Origin of the sequence: Sphingobium sp. SA2, assembly GCF_032227065.1 — a bacterium.
GTDB lineage: Bacteria > Pseudomonadota > Alphaproteobacteria > Sphingomonadales > Sphingomonadaceae > Sphingobium.
Window position 1 is genome coordinate 124,452 of the sequence record NZ_JAPMXX010000006.1, and the last position, 20,428, is coordinate 144,879.

Consider the following 20,428-nt stretch of genomic DNA (forward strand, 5'->3'; position numbering starts at 1 on the left):
GGTTCAGGCGACCCCGGCGTGCAGCAGGTCGTGCATATGGACGGCCCCGACCAGGCGGCCCTTTTCGCAGACGAACAGCAGCATGATATTATGCTCATGCATGACATGCAGCGCTTCATGGGCGAGATCGTCGGGGGTGATGGCGTGCGGCGTGACCGTCATGAAACGGCCGACCGGTTCGGTCAGATTCTGCTTGGCGGTGACGGCTCGACGCAGGTCGCCATCGGTGAAGGCGCCGATCAGCCGCCCTTCACTGTCCGTGATCGCCGTACCGCCGAGGCGCGCGCGGGTCATTTCGATGGTCGCGTCGAGCAACGAGGCGTCCTGGCGAACCTGCGGTACGTCGCCGCCCTTCGACATCAGCTCGCGTACCTTGAGCAGTTGCGCGCCGAGACGGCCGTTGGGGTGGAATTTGTGGAAATCGTCGGCGGAAAAGCCGCGCATTTCCATCAGCGAAATCGCGAGGGCATCGCCGAACGCCATCTGCACCGTGGTCGAAGTGGTGGGGGCCAGCGCGTTGGGGCAGGCTTCCTGCACTTCGGGCATCAGGATGCAGATGTCGGCGGCCTGCGCGACGGTGCTCTGCGCCTGCGCGGTCATCGCCAGCAAGGGGATGGCGAAGCGTTTGCAATATTGGATGATCGGGCCGAGTTCGGTCGATTCGCCCGAATGGGACAGCATCAGAACGACGTCGTCGGGCGTCACCATGCCAAGGTCGCCATGCCCGGCATCGGCGGGATGCAGGAAGATGGCAGGCGTGCCGGTGGAGGTGAGCGTCGCGGTCATCTTGCGCGCGACAATGCCGCTCTTGCCGATGCCGGTGACGATGACACGACCGCGCACCTGCATCAAGACGCCGACAAGGCGCAGGAAGGTGGCGGCAAATTCCCGCTGGCCAAAGCGGGCTTCGAGTTCGTTAAGGCCGGTCGCTGCGATGGAGAGGCTTCTGCACGCCGTCTCCACGATACGGCCACCTGAGCCGAAAGGCACGATCTTGGATGCTGATGTTGACACGCGTTTGCCCTTTTTTCCGCGCTCCGCCGCGAGCTTGTCTCACTGGCGGAGACGGTGGACGAACCGCCGATTTCGGCGTGATGTCCTCCCTTGTTCCGCGACCCCCGGACGGAAATACCGCCCGGCATGGTGCGACTGTTTACGCCGTTTCAGGGACTTATGGCAATCCTTTTTGCAACTGCGAAAAAATCATTACAGGAAAAAGACGGCCCTGTCCGCGCCCCAAAATCCGCTGAAACGATGGCTTTGAGCGACCAGCCGCGCAGCCATTTTCAGCTTCGCGCGTGCGGCGTCCGGCAACCTTATGAGACTCCGTGATAATCACGATACCATTGGACGAATCGGGGGACACCCGATTCGATGCTCACCGATGGCGCGAAACCGATGTCGCGTGCGATGGCGCTGATGTCGGCGAAGGTCGCATGGACATCGCCCGGCTGGATCGGCTGGAAGTCAATCTGGGCCTTGATCCCTATCGCGTCCTCCAGCACGGCGATGAGGTACATCAATTCTTCGGGCCGGTTGTTACCGATATTGTAGAGGCGATGCGGCGCGCGGCTGCCGCCTGCCTTGAGCGCACCATCGTCGGCGGGGGGATGATCGAGACAGCCCAAAATGCCGGTCACGATATCGTCTATATAGGTGAAGTCGCGCTGCATCCGGCCATGGTTGAACACCGGGATCGGCTGACCCGCGAGGATCTTTGAGGTGAAGATCCACATCGCCATGTCGGGGCGGCCCCAGGGACCATAGACGGTAAAAAACCGCAGGCCCGTCATGGGGATACGGAAGAGATGGGCGTAGGTCTCACTCATCAGTTCGTCGGCGCGCTTGGTCGCCGCGTAGAGCGAGACGGGATGGTCGGCGCGATCCTCGACACGGAAAGGCAGCGTGTCATTGCCGCCATAGACCGAGGAGGAGGAGGCATAGACCAGATGCCGCACCCGCCGTTCGCGCGCCAGTTCGAGCATGTTGACATGCCCCGCCAGGTTGGAGCGGACATAGGCGTGGGGGTTGATGAGCGAATAGCGCACCCCGGCCTGCGCGCCCAGATGGACGATCGATTCGATCACCTGATCATGGAGCGTCGCATTGAGCGCATCCATGTCGGCGAAATCCAGTTCGTGGAAGGTGAACAGCTTGCCATGGGCGGCGGACAGGCTGTCGAGTCGCGCGCGCTTGAGCGACACCGGGTAATAATCGTTGAGATTGTCGATGCCGACCACGGCATGACCCTGCGCCATCAGGCGATCGGCGACATGCATGCCGATGAAACCCGCAGCCCCCGTGACCAATATCGTCATGCCCATTTCTCCACGCCTGTCGGTCCTGCTGTCCGACGATCCGCCTTTATATGTAAAGCCTCGTCGGGTCGCGTCCTAGCGCGGAGGATTTAGCCTTTCCCTAATCTTTCCGATCTAAAGGCGGAAAGATGGACATGGCATCCCATCCCCTGCCCCCTTATTCCCATCCGGCGGGCGTGCCGCAGCGCACGCGCTGGGAGGATCTGGCCGTCCATGCGGCGGAGGCTAATGCCTTTTACGCGCCAGACATGCTGGCCGCGGCGATCGACCATCTGGCAGCGGATGGCGACGTCCGCCTGATCGAAGCGCGTGACAGCGAGCGGCTGATCGGCCTGCTGCCCGTCATGGTGCGATCGCGCCATGGGCGGCTGCCGATCGGCTGCGTCGGCAATTGGGTCCATGATCATTGTTTTTTCGGCGCGCCGATGATCCGGCAGGGGCATGAGGCGGCGGCCTGGCGCAGCTTTCTGGCGCAGCTGGACGACGCGCCCTGGGCGCGCGGCTTCCTGCATCTCGAAGCGATCGACGCGGCCGGGGCGAATGCCGCCGCCATCGAAGCGGTGTGCGTCGAGCAACGACGCGGGCGGCGGGAAATTCATCGCTATGACCGGGCCATGCTGCGGTCGGACCTGACTGCCGACGCCTATTGGGAGAGCCAGGTACGGGCCAAGAAACGCAAGGAATTGCGGCGGCTGCAAAAGCGCCTGGCAGACCTCGGCGTCGTGGAAAGCCGGTTGCTGACCGATCGGGGCGATGTGGCGCGCTGGTGCGGGGAATTTCTGGCGCTCGAAGCGTCGGGCTGGAAAGGCCGCGAGGGCACGGCGATGGGCTGCAAGCCCGCCGATGCGGCCTTTTTTCGCGCGGCTTGTGCGGCCGGGTTCGATGCCGGGCGACTGCATATGCTGCGACTCGATCTTGACGGGCGGCCGATCGCGATGCTGGTCAATTTCCGCCATGGCGCGGGCGCCTTTTCCTTCAAGATCGCGATCGATGAGGAATTTGGCCGTTTTTCGCCCGGCGTCCTGATCGAGATCGCCAATTTGCATGCGGTGCAGGATGATCCGGCGATCGGCTGGATGGACAGTTGTGCCGCGCCTGATCATCCGATGATCGACAGCCTATGGGCCGAACGGCGCACCATCGTCCAATATCGTATCGCCCTCTACGGCCAGGGCATGACGCAGTTTCAGCGTGCGGCAGCCTTTGCCATCGCCAATGGCGTCGAAAGCGCCGCCAGACTTTTGAAAGGACAGGGATGACCGCCCATAGCCCGATCGCGGCCGCCAGGGTCGCGACCTTCCCCGACACTGCGCGCGCGACCTTCGCCGCCGCTTACCCCGACCAGCCCGCCCGTCTGTGCCACGATCTGGTCGGGCACGCATTGCTGACGCTCGACGCGTTGGCGACGCTGGCGGAGCGGATGCCTGCATCGTCGGTGGAATATAATCTGGGCAAACTACCGCTGGGCGTGCGGCCGGAGGATACGCCGTCCAACGGGCTGACGCTGGGTGAGACGATCCGCACGATCGAGACCAATGGCAGCTGGGCGGTGCTGAAGAATGTCGAGCGCGATCCGGCCTATGCCGCGCTGCTGGATGCGGCACTCGCCGATCTGGAGCCGATCGTGAAGGCCGCGACCGGGCCGATGCTGCATCGCGAGGCCTTCATCTTCCTGACATCGCCGGGTAGCGTTACCCCGTTCCACATGGACCCCGAACATAATATCCTGCTCCAGATCATGGGGACCAAGGTGATGACCGTCTTTCCCGCGCGCGACGAAGCGCTGGTCCCGGCGCAGAAGAGCGAGGATTTCCACGGTGGCGGGCATCGCAATCTGGTGTGGCAGGACGGGTTCAAGGCGCGCGGCACCGCTTTTCCGCTGGCACCGGGCGAAGCCATCCATGTGCCGGTGAAAGCACCCCATTTCGTCGAGAACGGCCCGGCCGTGTCGATCAGCCTGTCCGTGACATGGCGGTCCGAACGCAGCGTGGCGGAGGGCGAGTTGCACAGTTTCAACGCGCTGCTGCGCAAACGCGGCCTGCCCACCGGCACGGTCAGCGCCCGGCCGGAGCGGCAGGGGCTGCGCCGCCTCGTCTATCGCGTCATGCGGAAGCTGGGCGTTTAAGCAGGCGGCGCAACAGAGCTTCGGCTTCGAGGCGCGGGCTGAACCGTTCGATCATCCACCATTCCAGACACTCCTCGCAGGTGGAGAGGCTCTGCTTGTAGCGATCCTTGCCTGCGAGCAGCGAATAGAGCGACAGGTCGCGCGCGGCATAATGCGCCACAGCGGCGGCATGGCAGAGCAGGCCGGGCTTGTCCTTGGCGGTGCGCGGTTCGGCGAAGGCGGACTGATAGTTCATCGCCACGCCGCGATGGATGAAGTTGACGAGCAGGCCGACCACCCCGCCTGAATCGGCGAAGCGCAGCAGCTCGACCGAGCCGCCGGGCAAGCCGCGCGCGGCGATGGTGGCGACGAAAGCGCGGAAGCCCGCATCGTCCCACGCATTGTCGGCATGGCGACCGCTGTTGAGCGCCGCCATCTCGTCCAGCCAGGGGGTGATATCGTCAAGGCCAGCGATAGCGATGCTGGGCAGCGGGCCGCCATGATCCTTCATCGCGCGGCGGATCTGGCTGCGGGTGTTGGCGCTGAGCAGCGACAGATAATCCCCATTCGCGGCGCGCACGGCGGCGAGGTCGACCTGATAGACGGGCGACATGTCCGCGCGCGTCTTGCGGCGGGCGGGCAGGTTCAGCAGCGGCGAGTCGGGCGCGATGCCGCTGAGGCGCAGCGCGCGCCAGTCGCGGCGGCGGGTTAGCGCGGCGACGGCGGCGGTTGCGGCTTCCGCCTCCCGGCCTGCCTCTGCCAGCAAGCCGTTATATTCGACATAGGGGCGGTCTGCGGCGGGATCGCCCGACTGGTTGAGGCTAAGCGTGGCGACGCTGCCCAGCAGGCGCTGTTGCATCGCGTGGCCGACCAGCGCGAGGGCGACGTCGTTGCCGCTATCGTCCGTGATGGCCAGCAATTCGGGGCGGATGGCATAGCTGTCGAGCCAGGCGCCAGTCCAGGTCCAGCCGAGGAAGAAGGACGCGTCAGCGGGTGCTTCGAGCGCCTGCCAACGGGTTGCCAGCGCCGCACGATCGGGCAGCGAAAAGGATGCGGTAAGAGCCATCGCGCTCCTTGTGGCAGAGCGTCCGGCGCGGTCAAGCGGTGGCTATGCGGTCGTCCGTCGATCAGGATCGACCGTGCCATCGGGGCGCACCCCGGCGCGGGCAAGATCGCGGCCGATATGGCCGGTCAAAAACCGCTGCCACATCACGAAATCGGCGCGCAGCGACCAGAGCGGATAGCGGAAGGTGGCGGGCCGGTTGCGCTCGATCAGGCCATGGCCCACCCAGGCGAAGCCATAGCCGACGACCGGCAGCGCCGCCGCCATCCACCAACGGCCAACGACCGGGGCCGCCGCCGCCAGCACCACCACCAGGCTGGTCCCCGCATAATGGAGCGCACGCGTACCAGGGCGCGCATGTTCGCGCAGATAATGGGGCCAGAAATCACGGAAACGGGTCAGGCGGGTCACGGCAATCCTCTCAAGCAAGGAGCCTAAAGCCATCCGGGATCGCTGTTAAGGCCTATGCGTCAGGCCGTGGCGCGATCGGGCGCGAACAGGAAATAATCATAGGCGGCGCGCGCGGCCTCCGCCATGATCCGGTCGCGCATCACCCGCCCGCGATGATCCTGCATGACGAAGACGGTGATGGCGAACATCCGTCCATCGGGCAGGGTGATAACGCCCGTATCGTTGCCGGTGCCGTTGATCGTACCGGTCTTGTGCGCGATGGTGGTGCCGGGCGGCAACATGCCGGGCAGACGCGTCTTGCCGGTGCGGCAGCGTTCCATGATGGTGATGAAGGCATGGGTGCTGGCGGGCGAAAGCGCCCGGCCAGTGCGGATCGCGGCGACCAGGTCGGTCATCGCGGTCGGCGTCGCGCTGTCGCGCGGATCGCGGGCGAAGGCGATATTGGGCAGGTCGCGACTGTCGCGGGTGCGCAGCGCCGGATCGGCGGCCAATGCGGCGGCGACGTTGCGGTTGAAATTGCCGGGACGCGGCGCGAGGTCCATGGCGCGGTAGAGCAGGTCGGCGGTGTTGCTGTCGACGCGCAGTCCCTTGATCCCCAGCCCCGCGACCCAGCCATTGACCGCCGTCGGGCCACCGGCACGCGCGACCAGCATGTCGGTGGCATGGTTATCACTCTGGGTCAGCATCAGATCGAGCAATCGCGCCACCGGCAGCGGCGCGCCCGGCCCCATGGTGGCGACGTCGCGCGGCACGATGTCGGTGAGCGCCAACTGCCCGGCGTCGATCATGGCGAAGATCTTGCCCGCGACCGCGACCTTATAGGCGCTGGCCATCGGGAAGAGTGTGTCGCCGTTGAGCGAGAGCGTTTCTCCGCTCGCGAGATCGCGCACGGTGATGCCGACCGTGCCATCGGTGAGGGTCGCGAACCGCTGAAACTGCGCGATCAGGCGGGTTTCGGCGGTCTGCTGGACAGCGGATTTGACGGGACCGAAGGCATCGGCGCTGGGCAGCGGGGCCAGGAACAGGCCGAAGGCGGCGGCAAGGGCGATCGGGCGATGGAAGCGCATGGCGTCTGTTTTGCGGATGTGACGGGGCCGCGCAAGCGCATTTACCCTGTCGCACGCGATTGACAGGGCTTTGCGCGCCGGGCCATCAGGCGGCATGAGCGGAACCATCAAGCTGCACGAAAGCTGGCGTGAGGCGTTAGCCGACCAGTTCGCCGCCCCGCATATGCAGGGGCTGAAAGCCTTTCTGGAGGCGGAGAAGGCCGCAGGCAAACGCATTTTCCCCAAGGGCAGCGACTATTTCCGCGCGCTCGATCTCACCCCGCTCGATCAGGTCAAGGTCGTGATATTGGGGCAAGACCCCTATCATGGTGAGGGTCAGGCGCATGGCCTGTGCTTTTCGGTGCAGCCCGGCGTGCGGACGCCGCCTTCGCTGGTCAATATCTATAAGGAGATGGAGAGCGACTTGGGGATTGCGCGGGCCGGGCATGGCTTTCTGGAACATTGGGCGCGACAGGGGGTGCTGCTGCTCAACAGCGTGCTGACGGTCGAGATGGGCCGGGCGGCGTCGCATCAGGGCAAAGGCTGGGAGCTGTTTACCGATGCGATCGTGCGGCTGGTGGCGCAGAAAGAGGAGCCGGTCGTGTTCCTGCTGTGGGGGGCTTATGCCCAGCGCAAGGCGGGCTTCGTCGACCAGAGCCGCCATCTGATCCTGAAATCCGCCCACCCTTCCCCGCTGTCGGCGCATAATGGCTTTCTGGGATCGCGGCCCTTTTCGCAGGCCAATGCCTTTTTGGAGGCGAAGGGTCGCGGGGGCATCGACTGGGCGCTGCCGCCGCTATGAAACGCACCCGGCTCAGCGTCTGCGCGCGCAAGCGGCGCTATGGGTCGGAGGAGGAAGCGCGGGAGGCGATGGTGCGCGCCGCGATTATATTGCGGCCCTATCGCTGCGACCGGTGCGAGATGTTCCACCTGACCAGCCGGACCAAGGGCAAGCGCGTCGCGCGGCCGGAGGGGTAAGCGTTCTATCTTTTGCCCAAAAAGGGTTGAGGCCCGGTCCTGCTTGCGCAGGCCGAGCCTCTTTCCCTCTCCAAACGGATAAGGCGATCAGCCGTCGTAGTCGCCGCCGATATTCTGGTTGCGCGGCGGCGCGGCGGCGGTGAGGCGGAGGGCCTCAGCCGACTGGGCGATCGAGCCGATTTCATCGGGGGTGTCGTCATCGTCAATCTGCACCTTCTGCAGCGACGCGACGAGCGAGTGATGCAGTTCGTCAGGCAGAACGGTCTCTTCCGCGATTTCGCGCAGAGCGACGACGGGGTTCTTGTCGCGGTCGCGATCGACCGTCAGTTCGGCCCCGCCGGAAATTTCCCGCGCACGCTGAGCGGCGAGAAGGACGAGGTCAAAACGGTTGGTAACTTTGTCGACGCAATCTTCGACGGTGACGCGGGCCAAACAGGGCCTCCTGAATACAGCGAAGGGAAATTTCGAATTCGTCGCCTAGCAGCATGCCCCATGGGAGTCAATGAAAAGGGCATAAGGCCTTGGCAAATCATGGCGCAAAGGGGCATGAGGCGCAGATGGCGATCAACGATCAAGCCCCGCCGCTGCCCCGTGCGGACAGCGAAGCGGACGATATCACCATCATGCTGGCGGGCAACCGGCTGCGGCTCATCACGCAAGGGGTGGCGTTGCGCGACACGCTGATCGGCCTGATCGAAGGCGCGCGCCATAGCCTAAAACTCTATTATTATATCTTTGCCGATGATGGCAGCGGCGTGCTGGTGCGGGATGCGCTGGTCGCGGCGCGGGGGCGCGGTGTCGCCGTAACGCTGATGGTCGATGGTTTCGGGTCGGGCAAGACGCCCGACAGCTTCTTTGCCCCGCTCATCGACGCGGGCGCGCATTTCGGGCGATTCGGGACGCGGCGATCGACCCGCTACCTGATCCGCAATCATCAGAAGATGGCGATCGCCGATGACCAGCGGCTGATGATCGGCGGCTTCAATATCGAGGATGGCTATTTCGGCATACCGGCGGATGGTTGCTGGTGCGACCTGGGGCTGATGATCGAGGGCGATCAAGTCGAGGCGATGACGCGCTGGTACGGGCAATTGTGGCGCTGGGTCTCGACGCGTCGGCAACGGTTCCGCACCTTGCGGCGCATGGTCCGGGGTTGGAATCCGAGCCTGCATCTGCAACAGGCCGATCCCTTTCGCTGGCTGGTCGGTGGTCCCACCCGGCGGCTGAGCCCATGGGCGAAGGTGGTCAAGCATGACATGGAACAGGCGCGGCGGGTCGATATGGTCGCGGCCTATTTTTCGCCGGGCCGGGGCATGCTCAAACGCATCGCGCGGGCGGCGCAGCGGGATGGCGCGCGCCTGATCCTGCCTGCCAAGTCGGACAATGGCGCGACGATCGCGGCGGCACGGCTGTTGTACGGGCCGCTGCTCAAGCGCGGGGTGGAGATTGCCGAATATCAGCCGCATAAATTGCACATGAAGCTGTTCGTCATCGACGATGCGGTGTTCGTGGGATCAGCCAATTTCGACATGCGCAGCCTGTTCGTCAATCTGGAGGTGATGCTGCGGATCGAGGATGCGGGCTTTGCGGCGGCGGTGCGCCAGATGATCGACCGGCAGGCGGCGCTGAGCCGGACGATCACGCTGGAGAGCCACCGCGCGAGCCGCACGCCGCTGACGCTGATCAAGCAATGGATCAGCTATCTGCTGGTGGGCGTGCTGGACTATACCGTCACGCGGCGGCTCAATTTCCGCAACCCGGACGCGGACTGAGCGCTTTTTCAGCGCATGATGAGGTAAAAGCCGACCGCTGCCTTGCCGCCATTTTCGATCACGATGTCATAGCGATCGGTAAAGAGCGGCAGCCAGGCGCAATCGGCCTGCGGCCCGCCGACCGGCTTGGCGCAGAGCGTTTCACCATCCGCGCCATGGACGCGGATCGACAGGTTCGCCGCGCTGCCATTTGCGGGTGCGACCGATATCTGTGCGCGTTGGCCGCCGAGGAATAGCTGGCGCATCGTCACGCTGCCGCCGGGCACCAGCGACCCGCGCCGATAGGCGGGGCCAAGCGCACGGCCGCGAAAGGCGAGCGTGGACGGGGCCGCGCCATGCGCCTGCGCCTCATGCGTCCAGCGCGCGGCAAGATCCTCCTGCCCCTCGGCCGGGGTGGCACCAAGCGCCTTCAAGGTCTGGACGGTGTCAAGCAAGGCGGCGTGGTTGCCGCTCGCATGGGCGGCATCGCCCTCCAGCAAGGTCCGCAGCACCGGATCGGCAGGTCGCATGTCCGCCGCGGGCGCGGCAGGTGCAGCGCCGAGCAGCAAGACGGGCAACAGCCTGATCATCAACCATCCTCCGGCTGGACGACGAAACGCGCGCCGGGCGCGGCGTCCTCCACATGAAGGGAAAGGTCATGCCGCTGTGCGATCGCTCTGGCAAGCGACAAGCCGAGGCCATGCCCCCCGCCCTGCGCGCCATCGAGCCGGACATAGCGTTCGAACACGCGATCGCGGTCGGCGGCAGGGATGCCGGGTCCGTCATCCTGCACGACGATATGCGGTCCCACCGACAGGGTCAGCGACACGCTGCCGCCGCTCGGCACATATTTGAACGCATTATCAAGCAGGTTGGAGAGCAGGCGCGTCATCTGCATCGGGTCGGCGCGCAGCATGATGCCGGGGGCGATGCGGGCGTGGAAGCCAATCCCCAATTCCTCCGCGCTGGCGCCGTAGAGGTCGGCCAGATTGTCGGCAATCTCGCTGAGATTGGTGTCGAGCAGGCCGCGCAAGTCGCCGCGCATCGCCTGCGTCCCCGCAATATCGAGCAGCGAATCGAGCAGGCGCACGACATTGCGTATCTCGCCGCGCGACTGGTCGAGCGTGCGCAGCAATTCCTCGTCCTGCGTGCCCTGCATGGCTTTGAGAATGCGGGTGTCGAGATGCATCAGCGGGGTGCGGATTTCATGCGCGGTCTGGTCCGACACGGCGCGCTGCGCCTCGATCAGCCGTTCGACCTGATCGAGCATCGCATTGGTGTTGGCGGCCAGTTCGGCCAGTTCGTCATTTTCGCCAGCGCCCGGCGCGCGCGCGGTAATGCGCCCCGCCCGCACGGCGGCGAAGGCGGCGTTGACCGTTTCGACCCGGCGGCGCAGGCGGCGCGCCGCGAAATGCCCGGCGGCGAGGCTGAGCAGCGCGATGACCGCGCCCGCCCCGGCAAAGGCCATGGCCAGCCGCGCCAGCAGCGCCTCCCCCCGATAATTGCTGCGCCCGACCAGCAGCCGCGTGTCGCCGCCCAGCCGGGTCGCGCGCGCGAACATCGTGTCGCCGCCGGGCAAGGGCACAAAACGCGCCTCCGACACTTCGGGCGCGATGGCGGGCCAGCGGTCGAGATTGCCCGCCAGGCGACGCCCGGCCCCATCGACGAGCAGATACCAGCCGCGCTCGCCATCCTCCCGCTCCACCGCCATCCGATCAGCAATGCGCGCGCGCAATTCGGCGGTGCCACCGCTGACCTGAATGTCGGCCAGTCCCGCCAGGTCGGTATCGACCTCGCGCGCCAGCATTGCCCGACCGTCAGCCGCGACGATATTGCGCACCACCAGGAACAGGGCCAGCGTGGACAAGAGACTGACCAGCAAAGCGGACAACATCACCCGGCCGAATACCGAGCGGAACAGGTCGGGTTTAGGCACCCGGCGATCCCGGCGATCCGGCGGCAATTAGGCGATAGCCGGTGCCCCACACGGTTTCGAGGACCGGGCCGTCAAACCCCTCCTCCAGTTTGCGGCGCAGGCGTCCGACATTGACGTCGACCACATTGGTCTGCGGATCGAAGCTGAGTTTCCAGACATGGCGCAGCAGCATTTCGCGCGTCACCACTTCGCCCGCATGGTCCATCAGATAGCGGAACAGCTCGAACTCCTTGGGCGAGAGCGCAAGGTGACGACCTTGGCGAAAGGCGGTGCGCGCCTTCACATGGCATTCGAGGTCGCCGAACAGTAGCACCGGATCATGGGTGGAGCGGCTGGCCCGGCGCCACAGCGCACGGACGCGGGCGACCAGTTCATCGGGTTCGAATGGCTTGGCGAGATAATCATCGACGCCGCTTTCGAGGCCTTCGACCCGATGTTCGCTCCGGCCGAGCGCGGAGAGCATCAGCACCGGCGCGCCGATCCCGGCGACGCGCAAGCGGGTAACGATGTCGATGCCGGTCAGATGGGGGAGCATCCGGTCGAGGATGATGACGTCATGCGCGCCGCTGCCCGCGCGGTGCAGGCCGATGCGGCCATCCTCCGCCTGATCCACGACCATGCCTGCCTGGGTGAGGATAGCGGCGATGTTGGCGCGCGCTGCGGCGTCATCCTCCACCACCAGCACATTGATCGATTCCTGTTGCGCCATATCGTCCCCCGCCTCGCAAATACCGGCAAAGGCCGCCAGTTACAAAGGCTGTTATGGGGACGAGATGAAGCGCGGTGGTCAGATTTTGAGGGCGTTGCGGAACATGACGAAGGCGATGACGATCAGATAGACGCCGAATATCTTCTTGAGCGGCTTGGCGGGCAGCGCATGAGCGACCGCCACGCCGAGCGGCGCGGTCAGCACCGACATGGAGGCGATGGCGAGCGTTGCGGGCACGTTGACATAGCCAAGCGATCCCCACGGCAGCCCGCTTTCCTTGAGGCCGATGAGCGCGAAGCCGATCGCGCTGGGGATGGCAATCAGCGTGCCGACGCCCGATGCGGTGGCGATGGCGCGGTGGATGGAACGGCCGCAGAGCGTCATCACCATGATCGCGATCGTGCCGCCGCCAATGCCGAGCAGCGCGGAAAAAGTGCCAAGGCCGCCCGCGATGCCGACACGAGCGATGCCCGATGGCATGTCCTGGCTGATCACCTTGTCGCCGACCTTGGGCAACAGGAAGTTGAGCGACATCAGGAACACGCCGCCAGCGAAGATCATCGTCAGGATATGGCCATCGACATGGCCCGCGAGCAGCACGCCGACGCCATCGCCCAGGATGATCCACGGCGCCCAGGTCTTGAGGATTTCAAACTCCACCGCGCCACGCTTGGCATGGGAAAGGAGCGAGCGGATCGAGGTGACGATGATGGTGGCGGCCGACGTGCCGATGGCGACATGGGCGATCGCTTCGGGGGTGCCGCCCAGCAGCGGCAGGACGACGAACAGCGCAGGCACGACGACGAAACCGCCGCCAATGCCGAAAATCCCCGCCGCAAAACCCGCGAACAGGCCAGCGGCCAGCATCGAAAGGAGCGGCACCAACCAGGTCATGACATCGCCGTTCATCAGCGCGCTCCCATGGCTGGCGTGAGGCCGGTGGCCAGGCTGTCGGTGCCCCGGACAAACAAGGCGGCGAATGAAACTAGATCGACCATGTCGTAAAACCATGCCTCTCTTCGGCGGAACCAGAGCAAGGGGCTGACAGGACAGGTCCCTTGGCTGGCTAGACGAACAAGGTCGACAAATCCGCACCTTGTCCGACACAAGTCGGACACAAAGGCGGCGCGGGCTTGGTCAGTCGAGCAGATCTTCGGCGGGCGTATAGGGCAGGTCGAGCGCGTCGGCGACGGCGCGATAGGTGAGTTTGCCCTGGGCCACGTTGAGGCCCGCGCGCAGGTGCGGATCAGCGCGCAACGCGCCCTTCCAGCCGAGGTCCGCAATCCGCAGCGCATGGGGCAAGGTCACGTTATTGAGCGCATAGGTGCTGGTGCGCGCGACCGCGCCGGGCATGTTGGCGACGCAATAATGGACGATGCCATCGACGATAAAGGTGGGGTCGGCATGGGTGGTGGCGTGGCTGGTTTCGAAACAACCGCCCTGGTCGATCGCGACATCGACCAGCACTGCGCCCTTCTTCATCGTCTTGAGCATATCGGCACTGACCAGCTTGGGCGCGGCTGCGCCGGGGATCAGCACCGCGCCGATCACCAGGTCGGCATCGGCCACGCAGTCGGCGAGGTTGGCGCGGTTGGAAAAGCGCGTTTTGGCCCGTGCCTCGAAATACATGCCGAGTTTTTCCAGCACTTCGGGGCTGCGGTCGAGGATGGTAACGTCCGCGCCCAGCCCCGCCGCCATCTGCGCCGCGTTGAAGCCGACGACGCCACCGCCGATCACCGCGACCTTGGCGGGCAGGACGCCGGGCACGCCGCCCAGCAAGACGCCGCGCCCGCCATGCGCCTTTTCCAGCGCGGTCGCGCCCGCCTGGATCGCCATGCGGCCTGCAACCTGGCTCATCGGCTTGAGCAGCGGGAGGCCGCCATGCACGTCGGTCACGGTTTCATAGGCGATGCCGATCGCGCCGCTGGCGATCAGGTCGCGCGTCTGATCGGGATCGGGGGCGAGGTGGAGATAGGTGTAGAGGATTTGGTCGGGCCGCAGCATCGCACGCTCGGCGGCCTGCGGCTCCTTGACCTTCACGATCATGTCGGCACGGGCGAAGATGTCGGCGGCGGTGGCGACGATCTGCGCGCCCGCCTTTTCATACAGGGCGTCGTGCGCGCCGATCCCCTCCCCTGCCCCGCTTTCGACCAGCACCGCATGGCCATGGGCGGTGAGTTCATGGACGCTTTCGGGGGTCAGCCCGACGCGATATTCGTGATTCTTGATTTCCCTGACGGTGCCGACGATCATGCAATGTCTCCCGATGGCGCGGCGCGTTGCGAGGCCGCTTGCCTACAGGATGACATAGCGCGGCGGCGGGCGCGAAGGTTCCCTTTAGGGAGCCGGACGGACCGGCACCGGCGCATTGCAGATGTCGACCCCGCCCGCAGGCAGATCGTAGAAATCATCCTTCCGATTGGCGCGCAGGCGCAGATAGGCGGCGAAGCTGGGCGAGGCGACGTCCATCGCCTCGAAACGAGGCTGGTCCGCGGGTGCCAGGTCGCTGGCGAGGCGGACCGAGAGGATCGGGATTTTATGTTCGGTGGCGGTGTAGAAACCAAGCTCACCGCTGCCGCGCGGCAGGCTGGACAGATGGGCCATGCCATCGACCACCCGGCCGACGACCGCGATATTGCGATCAAGCTGGCGCGGGGCGTGGCCGATGACAGTGTAGAGTTCGGCCCCCGTGCCCGCATCGGGCGACAGGTTGCGGCCGACGCCGACAGAAGCATAGCAATGGGGCAGCCAGGCCGCGTCCCCGTTCATCGCCATCGGCCAGCCATCGACATAGCCGGTCGCGGGCGCATAGGCATCAGGATGGGGCAAGGGCGTGATCGCAAGCCGCACATTGGCGAGCGAGCGGATATAGTCGGCCGCGCTGGTGGGTGCGAGGCCGGGCGGCATCGGCTTCTTCTCGGTCGCGTCGCCCCATTGGGTGACATAATTGTCCTGCACCCGGTTGATGCTGGTCCCGTCCCACCAATGCGCCCGCGCCAAAATGCGGATATTGCCGACATGGCGCGGCGCGAAAGCGGGCGCGAGCTGGATCACGACGCGCTTGCCCCCTTCGATCGTCATGACGAGCAGGTCTTCGAGCGGAATCGCGCGCCAGGCGTCGGCAGGCGCTGTCGCCACGACGGCAGCAGGCGTCGTCGGCGGATCAGCCGCGATGGCGGTGGAGGCAAGGAGGGAAGCGAGCAGCGCGGGCGCGAAAAAACGGATCATGCCGCAATCAGAGCGCGGCCGCACAGGAAAGTAAAGCATCCCCTTGCCTAGCCGCCCGCGCCGCGATAGGGAGCGCGACTTCCAGTGCAATGCGGAGCGGTGGCCGAGTGGTCGAAGGCGCTCGCCTGGAAAGTGAGTATACGCCAAAAGCGTATCCAGGGTTCGAATCCCTGCCGCTCCGCCAATTCTCACTGTTATCGTTGAATAATATCCGCTATCGCGGAGCCGTGCCCATTTTCATGCCCACTTTCGGTTTGGATTATAGCGGTGGTCAGCGGACGGCTCACCGTCGTTTAAGCGCAAGACACTAAATCCTCTGGCACCTTGCGAAATGTAGCTTGGTCAAGCAGTTATGCGAAGCTGTGGGCATGGGGGCTAGTAGATATGTCGAATGTTGAGACTGAATATGAGGCATCGAGCAGGGTCGTGTCCCGGCGCGTGGTGTAGGTTCGCTGGGATAGCCACAGCGACCTCCGGCTAAGCCGGATTGATCATGCTGCCATGGCAGGCAACGTGATGATGGGATTATCGCTTAAACCCGAGACGCTCTCAAGTGTCATGTAGCGGCAGCGTTGGACGGCCCATTTGATGGCATGGACCACCCCCATGCAAACGATCATATTATATGGTGCCATTAAAGTGGAGGAAGCGCGATGTCAGTTGTTACGATTGGCCTTGATCTGGCCAAAACGGTTTTCCAAGTTCACGGTGTAGATGAGGCCGGCTTAACCGTGCTTCGCCGAAAGCTCTCTCGGGCCGATATGGCGGCCTTCTTCAAAAAGCAGCCGCCGTGCCTAGTCGGAATGGAAGCGTGTTCTAGCGCGCATCACTGGGCGCGCTTGCTTGTGGAGATCGGCCACACGGTCAAGCTCATTCCACCTCAGTACGTTAAGCCGTACGTGAAGCGGAACAAGACGGACGCCGCCGACGCGGAGGCCATATGCGAGGCCGTCGCCAAGCCGAACATGCGGTTTGTTCCTATCAAGACGAAGCAGCAACAGGCGGTTCTGGCTTTGCATCGTGTCCGCAGCCTGTTGGTCCGACAGCGAACGGCGACGATCAATGCACTGCGCGGACTGCTGGGCGAATACGGGCTTATCGCGGGCAAGGGCGTGCGACAGCTCGCGATATTGAGCGAGCGTCTTGCAACCTCGGACAAGACCGTCGTCCCGGACGAAGCGCGAGAAGCGTTGCGATGTCTTTTCCGGCACATCGACACATTAACCGATAAGCTTGGCGAGATGGAGAAGCGGATCGTCGCCTGGCACAAATCAAACCCGGACAGCCAGCGTCTGGCTACTGCTCCGGGCGTGGGCCCAATTACGGCGACAGCGATTGTGGCAGCCGTCGGCGATGGCAGTCAGTTCAAGTCTTCCCGTCATTTTGCAGCTTGGCTTGGCCTGACGCCACGGATTCGAGCGAGCGGGGGAAAAGAGAAGATTGGTCGGATCAGCAAAGGCGGCGATCGATATCTCCGAACGCTCTTGATCCATGGAGCTCGGGCCGTTGTAGGAACAACGTTCCGCAAGGACGTGACACCTCGGCCCTGGCTTAAAGCTTTGGTCGACAGGAGGCCCGTGAATGTAGCCTCAACAGCCGTCGCTCACAAGACGGCTCGCTCGATCTGGGCCATGTTGACCAGGAATGAGGTATACCGCCGTCCATCGCCTTTGCCGATGGCGGCCTAACCAGTTCGGCGCCGATGTGATGGTGCCGACTTGCGAGGGCAACGACAGAGTATGGCGAACCGGTATCACCGGGGATCGACAAAGGTCACTGAAATGATGCGAACCAATTTGAGTTCGTCCATTTGTCCGGCCGTCGATCCGCGGAAACCATAGGGGCCTGCGGCGTGTTATGCCGCACAACAAGGCCGGATACACGACCGCAAGATCCGAAATCGTCGAAATCTGTTGAAAAGCCTTGCAAGGTGGGGGTGGTCCATACACGTCGTTCTGTTCCAGAAGGATAGCGCCGACGAGACGGGTAATCGCCTCTTCGTTGGGGAAGATGTCGGCAACATCAGTACGCCGCTTGATCTCGCCATTGAGCCGCTCGATCGGATTGTTGCTGTGCAACTTCGTGCGGTGTTGGGCTGGGAAGGTCATGTAGGCCAGCACATCCTCCTCGGCGCTGTCCATCAGGGCAGCGAGTTTTGGCACGGTAGGGCGCAATTGATCGGCGACGCTACGCCATTGGGCCTTTGCGGCCTCTGGAGTTTCCTGGGCGAAAGCGGTGGCGATGAATGCCGACACGACCCGGCGTCCGCTCTTGCCGGCATGGGCCAGCGCATTGCGCATAAAATGAACCCGGCATCGCTGCCAGGTGGCGCTGAACACTTTGGCGACGGAAGCTTTTATGCCTTCATGGGAATCGGAGATCACCAGCTTCACGCCGCGCAGACCGCGACGAGCAAGGCTGCGTAGAAACTCGGTCCAGAAGACCTCCGCTTCGGAATGACCGATCGCCATGCCGAGCACTTCGCGCCGGCCATCGCTGTTAACGCCAACGGCAATGATGACCGCGACAGAGACGATGCGACCGGCTCGCCGCACTTTGATGTAGGTCGCGTCCATCCAGAGATAGGGCCAGTCGCCTTCGATCGGACGATCGAGAAAGGCCTTCACCCGCTCGTCGATCTCCACGCACAGTCGGCTGACCTGGCTCTTTGAGATCCCACTCATGCCCATGGCTTTGACCAGATCGTCCACAGAGCGGGTCGAGATCCCCTGGATATAAGCTTCCTGGATGACGGCCGTCAGTGCCTTCTCTGCCATACGGCGGGGCTCCAGAAACCCTGGAAAATATGTTCCCTTGCGCAGCTTGGGGATCCGCAGCTCGACCGTGCCTGCCCGCGTCTCCCAGTCCCGATCCCGATAGCCGTTGCGCTGCGCGAGGCGCTCGGGATCCTTATCGCCATAGGCCGCGCCCGTAAGGTCGCCCACTTCCAGCTCCATCAGCCGCTGCGCGGCAAAGCCGATCATATCGCGTAGAAAATCGCCGTCGGCTGTCTTCCCAACCAGGGCGTGCAGGTCCATCTTGTCATTGGTCATCGGTGGTCTCCGTAAGTTGAGTCTCGCAACCCAAACTTATCCGAAGTTCGCCGGTGACCACCCGCGAAACTGACCGGCCGCTACAGCGCTTTATCGATGAGCGCGCGTCCGGTCAGCTTCGCTACCCTCAAAACCTACACCACGCGCCGGGACACGAACTTAGGATCGAAAGCGTCCAGAAATCTAGGGGGTATTCATTAGAGCCGTCGGCGCACCATCGAGCAAGATCGTCTTGCTCTCCAGATAGGCTGCAAGCCCCTCGACGCCACCCTCGCGGCCAATGCCGGACTGCTTGAACCCGCCAAAAGGCAGGCCGAATTCCAGTTTCATGCCATTCTGGCCAAAGCCGCCTGCGCGAACACGCCGGGCAATGCGATAGGCCGCATCGACATCATTGGTCAGGACCGAACCATTGAGGCCATAATTGCTTTCATTGGCGATGCGGATCGCATCTTCTTCATCTTCCGCCGGGATCAGGCACAGCACCGGCCCGAAAATCTCTTCCTGTGCAATGCGGCTCTGATTATCGACATTGGCGAATAAGGTCGGCTCCATGAAATAGCCCTTGTCCATATGCGCAGGCCGGGCGCCTCCCGTAACAAGATCAGCACTGCCCTTGCCGATCGCGACATAGTCTTCGACGCGCTCCAACTGTCGCTTCATAGCGAGTGGCCCAAGCTGCGTTGCCATATCCTCGCTATGGCCGATGCGGATGCCCTGCATCACGGCCTTGATCGCATCGGCCAGTTCGTCATGGCGCTTCCTGGGGACGATTGCGCGGCTCAGCATCGCACAGACCTGACCGCTCATGATGGTGATGGTGTTGCCCAATATGGCGGCCGCGACCTCGATCGGGAAATCGTCGCGCACGATCGCGGCGGATTTGCCCCCCAGTTCCAGCGTGCAGCGCGCAATACGGCTCGCACAGACCTCGCCGATGCGCTTTCCCGCCCCGGTGGAGCCTGTGAAGGTCACCTTGTCGATGCCGGGATTATTGACCAGATGATCAGACGCATCGCGCCCACCACAAACCAGATTCACCACGCCGGCCGGGATGCCAGCAGCCTGCGCCGCCTCGGCCATGATATAGGCTTCCAGCGGCGTCTCCGGCGACGGCTTCATGATCACCGTACAGCCCGCCACCAGCGCATAAGCGACTTTGCTCGCCATGATGCCAAAAGGCGCATTCCACGGTGCGATCGCCGCCACGACGCCTGTGGGCTCATACGCGACGATCGCGGTGTCCACCTGAAAGGACGGGCGCCGCTCGACGAACGTGAAGCTGTCGGCATAGCCCGCAATCTGCATGAAGCTGGCGGTCGCGCCGCCAGTCATGATCGGCGCGAAGCTTGCCAGGCCGCCCACCTGCAGCGTCCAGGCGCGCGCCAGCTCCGGCTCCCGCTTTTGCAATTCCTCACCCATTCGGCGCACCAGCGCACCGCGCTCGGCAGGGCTGAGCGTTGGCCATGGCCCCTCATCGAACGCCTTGCGCGCTGCGGCGACCGCACGATCCATATCCGCCTCGACCGCATCGGCCACGCGGGCGATCACATCCTCACTATTGGGGGAGACGATCTCGATCGACTTTCCGCCTGCGGACTCCACCCATTGCCCGCCAATATAGAGCTTTTCGGGGTGCGCGATGCGGATGTCGTGGGGTATCATCTTGCTGTCCTCTCCTCGATTCTGCGCATAACAATAACGAACGTTATTATTATTTCAACCGCATTGACGTGCCATTCGGTGCTTGACAGTAGAGATATGGCATGGCGTAATCATATCATTCGTTATCATTAACCGCCCAAAGAGCGGCATCGGCACATCCCATCGG

Annotated in this window: 19 protein-coding genes, 1 tRNA gene and 1 pseudogene; 7 read left to right on the top strand and 14 right to left on the bottom strand. The window is 64.0% G+C overall.

What is annotated here, in order from left to right; translation table 11 throughout:
* Window positions 1-3: 3 nt before the first annotated feature.
* Together OVY48_RS08080 and OVY48_RS08085 are read right to left on the bottom strand one after the other, a co-directional pair.
* Window positions 4-963, bottom strand: a complete 960-nt coding sequence (locus tag OVY48_RS08080; RefSeq protein ID WP_409593648.1) for an SIS domain-containing protein — start codon at window positions 961-963, stop codon at window positions 4-6.
* A gap of 353 nt (window positions 964-1,316) precedes the next feature.
* Window positions 1,317-2,318, bottom strand: coding sequence for an NAD-dependent epimerase/dehydratase family protein (locus tag OVY48_RS08085; protein WP_069065267.1), 1,002 nt, complete (start codon window positions 2,316-2,318; stop codon window positions 1,317-1,319).
* A gap of 128 nt (window positions 2,319-2,446) precedes the next feature.
* Between OVY48_RS08085 and OVY48_RS08090 the strand changes: the two genes are divergently transcribed.
* Both OVY48_RS08090 and OVY48_RS08095 read left to right on the top strand, forming a co-directional pair.
* On the top strand, window positions 2,447-3,577 hold the full coding sequence (locus OVY48_RS08090; RefSeq protein WP_313922444.1) for a GNAT family N-acetyltransferase: 1,131 nt from the start codon (window positions 2,447-2,449) through the stop codon (window positions 3,575-3,577).
* A complete protein-coding gene (locus tag OVY48_RS08095; protein ID WP_313922445.1) occupies window positions 3,574-4,443 on the top strand; it encodes a cupin-like domain-containing protein in 870 nt (289 codons plus the stop codon). Before OVY48_RS08090 ends, OVY48_RS08095 begins: the two co-directional genes overlap by 4 nt.
* Here OVY48_RS08095 and OVY48_RS08100 read toward each other — a convergent pair.
* From OVY48_RS08100 to OVY48_RS08110, 3 genes are read right to left on the bottom strand one after another with little or no spacing between them, the layout of a single operon-like run.
* On the bottom strand, window positions 4,421-5,488 hold the full coding sequence (locus OVY48_RS08100) for a GNAT family N-acetyltransferase (protein ID WP_313922446.1): 1,068 nt from the start codon (window positions 5,486-5,488) through the stop codon (window positions 4,421-4,423). The genes OVY48_RS08095 and OVY48_RS08100 overlap by 23 nt on opposite strands.
* A gap of 42 nt (window positions 5,489-5,530) precedes the next feature.
* Window positions 5,531-5,896: a DUF962 domain-containing protein gene (locus OVY48_RS08105; protein WP_313922447.1), complete on the bottom strand. Its 366-nt coding sequence runs from the start codon at window positions 5,894-5,896 to the stop codon at window positions 5,531-5,533.
* Window positions 5,897-5,955: 59 nt separating this feature from the next.
* Window positions 5,956-6,963 (bottom strand): serine hydrolase, encoded by a 1,008-nt coding sequence (locus tag OVY48_RS08110; protein WP_313922448.1) that lies wholly within the window; start codon window positions 6,961-6,963, stop codon window positions 5,956-5,958.
* A 94-nt stretch (window positions 6,964-7,057) separates the two neighbouring features.
* Between OVY48_RS08110 and ung the strand changes: the two genes are divergently transcribed.
* Complete coding sequence (gene ung, locus OVY48_RS08115; protein WP_313922449.1) at window positions 7,058-7,744, top strand: uracil-DNA glycosylase; 687 nt, start codon at window positions 7,058-7,060, stop codon at window positions 7,742-7,744.
* Entirely contained in the window at window positions 7,741-7,920 is a 180-nt protein-coding gene (locus tag OVY48_RS08120; protein ID WP_096060778.1) for a hypothetical protein, read from the top strand. Before ung ends, OVY48_RS08120 begins: the two co-directional genes overlap by 4 nt.
* A gap of 87 nt (window positions 7,921-8,007) precedes the next feature.
* Here OVY48_RS08120 and rpoZ read toward each other — a convergent pair whose 3' ends face one another.
* On the bottom strand, window positions 8,008-8,352 hold the full coding sequence (gene rpoZ / locus OVY48_RS08125; RefSeq protein WP_037476174.1) for a DNA-directed RNA polymerase subunit omega: 345 nt from the start codon (window positions 8,350-8,352) through the stop codon (window positions 8,008-8,010).
* Window positions 8,353-8,477: 125 nt separating this feature from the next.
* On the opposite strand from rpoZ, the gene OVY48_RS08130 reads away from it, so the two are divergent.
* A complete protein-coding gene (locus OVY48_RS08130; RefSeq protein ID WP_313924718.1) occupies window positions 8,478-9,692 on the top strand; it encodes a cardiolipin synthase B in 1,215 nt (404 codons plus the stop codon).
* Between the two features lie 8 nt (window positions 9,693-9,700).
* On the opposite strand, the gene OVY48_RS08135 is transcribed toward OVY48_RS08130, so the two are convergent.
* From OVY48_RS08135 to OVY48_RS08160, 6 genes are all read right to left on the bottom strand, one after another.
* Window positions 9,701-10,261 (bottom strand): hypothetical protein, encoded by a 561-nt coding sequence (locus OVY48_RS08135; protein ID WP_313922450.1) that lies wholly within the window; start codon window positions 10,259-10,261, stop codon window positions 9,701-9,703.
* A complete protein-coding gene (locus OVY48_RS08140; RefSeq protein ID WP_409593650.1) occupies window positions 10,261-11,565 on the bottom strand; it encodes a sensor histidine kinase in 1,305 nt (434 codons plus the stop codon). The genes OVY48_RS08135 and OVY48_RS08140 overlap by 1 nt, the downstream gene beginning before the upstream one ends.
* Window positions 11,566-11,599: 34 nt before the next feature.
* Window positions 11,600-12,316: a response regulator transcription factor gene (locus OVY48_RS08145; protein WP_069065277.1), complete on the bottom strand. Its 717-nt coding sequence runs from the start codon at window positions 12,314-12,316 to the stop codon at window positions 11,600-11,602.
* A 78-nt stretch (window positions 12,317-12,394) separates the two neighbouring features.
* On the bottom strand, window positions 12,395-13,225 hold the full coding sequence (locus OVY48_RS08150) for a sulfite exporter TauE/SafE family protein (protein WP_069065278.1): 831 nt from the start codon (window positions 13,223-13,225) through the stop codon (window positions 12,395-12,397).
* Window positions 13,226-13,453: 228 nt separating this feature from the next.
* The gene (gene ald, locus OVY48_RS08155; protein ID WP_313922452.1) at window positions 13,454-14,569 is read right to left on the bottom strand and encodes an alanine dehydrogenase; all 1,116 of its coding nucleotides are present in this window, start codon (window positions 14,567-14,569) and stop codon (window positions 13,454-13,456) included.
* 84 nt (window positions 14,570-14,653) lie between these two features.
* Window positions 14,654-15,544 (bottom strand): peptidylprolyl isomerase, encoded by an 891-nt coding sequence (locus OVY48_RS08160; RefSeq protein ID WP_313922453.1) that lies wholly within the window; start codon window positions 15,542-15,544, stop codon window positions 14,654-14,656.
* A 93-nt stretch (window positions 15,545-15,637) separates the two neighbouring features.
* On the opposite strand from OVY48_RS08160, the gene OVY48_RS08165 reads away from it, so the two are divergent.
* Window positions 15,638-15,728, top strand: a tRNA-Ser gene (locus OVY48_RS08165).
* A 469-nt stretch (window positions 15,729-16,197) separates the two neighbouring features.
* Window positions 16,198-17,232 (top strand): IS110 family transposase, encoded by a 1,035-nt coding sequence (locus OVY48_RS08170; RefSeq protein WP_107126479.1) that lies wholly within the window; start codon window positions 16,198-16,200, stop codon window positions 17,230-17,232.
* 261 nt (window positions 17,233-17,493) lie between these two features.
* Here OVY48_RS08170 and OVY48_RS08175 read toward each other — a convergent pair.
* Together OVY48_RS08175 and OVY48_RS08180 are read right to left on the bottom strand one after the other, a co-directional pair.
* A pseudogene (locus OVY48_RS08175) lies at window positions 17,494-18,597 on the bottom strand (IS256 family transposase); the annotation flags it as partial.
* Window positions 18,598-18,780: 183 nt separating this feature from the next.
* The gene (locus OVY48_RS08180; protein ID WP_313922454.1) at window positions 18,781-20,262 is read right to left on the bottom strand and encodes an aldehyde dehydrogenase; all 1,482 of its coding nucleotides are present in this window, start codon (window positions 20,260-20,262) and stop codon (window positions 18,781-18,783) included.
* Window positions 20,263-20,428: the final 166 nt, after the last annotated feature.

Excerpts from the sequence above, each read along its gene's own strand:
- OVY48_RS08100 (WP_313922446.1), bottom strand. The coding sequence starts at position 5,488 with ATGGCTCTTACCGCATCCTTTTCGCTGCCCGATCGTGCGGCGCTGGCA.
- OVY48_RS08085 (WP_069065267.1), bottom strand. The coding sequence starts at position 2,318 with ATGACGATATTGGTCACGGGGGCTGCGGGTTTCATCGGCATGCATGTC.
- OVY48_RS08160 (WP_313922453.1), bottom strand. The coding sequence starts at position 15,544 with ATGATCCGTTTTTTCGCGCCCGCGCTGCTCGCTTCCCTCCTTGCCTCC.
- OVY48_RS08110 (WP_313922448.1), bottom strand. The coding sequence starts at position 6,963 with ATGCGCTTCCATCGCCCGATCGCCCTTGCCGCCGCCTTCGGCCTGTTC.
- OVY48_RS08120 (WP_096060778.1), top strand. The coding sequence starts at position 7,741 with ATGAAACGCACCCGGCTCAGCGTCTGCGCGCGCAAGCGGCGCTATGGG.
- OVY48_RS08170 (WP_107126479.1), top strand. The coding sequence starts at position 16,198 with ATGTCAGTTGTTACGATTGGCCTTGATCTGGCCAAAACGGTTTTCCAA.
- ung (WP_313922449.1), top strand. The coding sequence starts at position 7,058 with ATGAGCGGAACCATCAAGCTGCACGAAAGCTGGCGTGAGGCGTTAGCC.
- OVY48_RS08130 (WP_313924718.1), top strand. The coding sequence starts at position 8,478 with ATGGCGATCAACGATCAAGCCCCGCCGCTGCCCCGTGCGGACAGCGAA.
- OVY48_RS08090 (WP_313922444.1), top strand. The coding sequence starts at position 2,447 with ATGGACATGGCATCCCATCCCCTGCCCCCTTATTCCCATCCGGCGGGC.
- OVY48_RS08145 (WP_069065277.1), bottom strand. The coding sequence starts at position 12,316 with ATGGCGCAACAGGAATCGATCAATGTGCTGGTGGTGGAGGATGACGCC.
- OVY48_RS08180 (WP_313922454.1), bottom strand. The coding sequence starts at position 20,262 with ATGATACCCCACGACATCCGCATCGCGCACCCCGAAAAGCTCTATATT.
- ald (WP_313922452.1), bottom strand. The coding sequence starts at position 14,569 with ATGATCGTCGGCACCGTCAGGGAAATCAAGAATCACGAATATCGCGTC.
- OVY48_RS08150 (WP_069065278.1), bottom strand. The coding sequence starts at position 13,225 with ATGAACGGCGATGTCATGACCTGGTTGGTGCCGCTCCTTTCGATGCTG.
- OVY48_RS08095 (WP_313922445.1), top strand. The coding sequence starts at position 3,574 with ATGACCGCCCATAGCCCGATCGCGGCCGCCAGGGTCGCGACCTTCCCC.
- OVY48_RS08140 (WP_409593650.1), bottom strand. The coding sequence starts at position 11,565 with ATGTTGTCCGCTTTGCTGGTCAGTCTCTTGTCCACGCTGGCCCTGTTC.
- OVY48_RS08135 (WP_313922450.1), bottom strand. The coding sequence starts at position 10,261 with ATGATCAGGCTGTTGCCCGTCTTGCTGCTCGGCGCTGCACCTGCCGCG.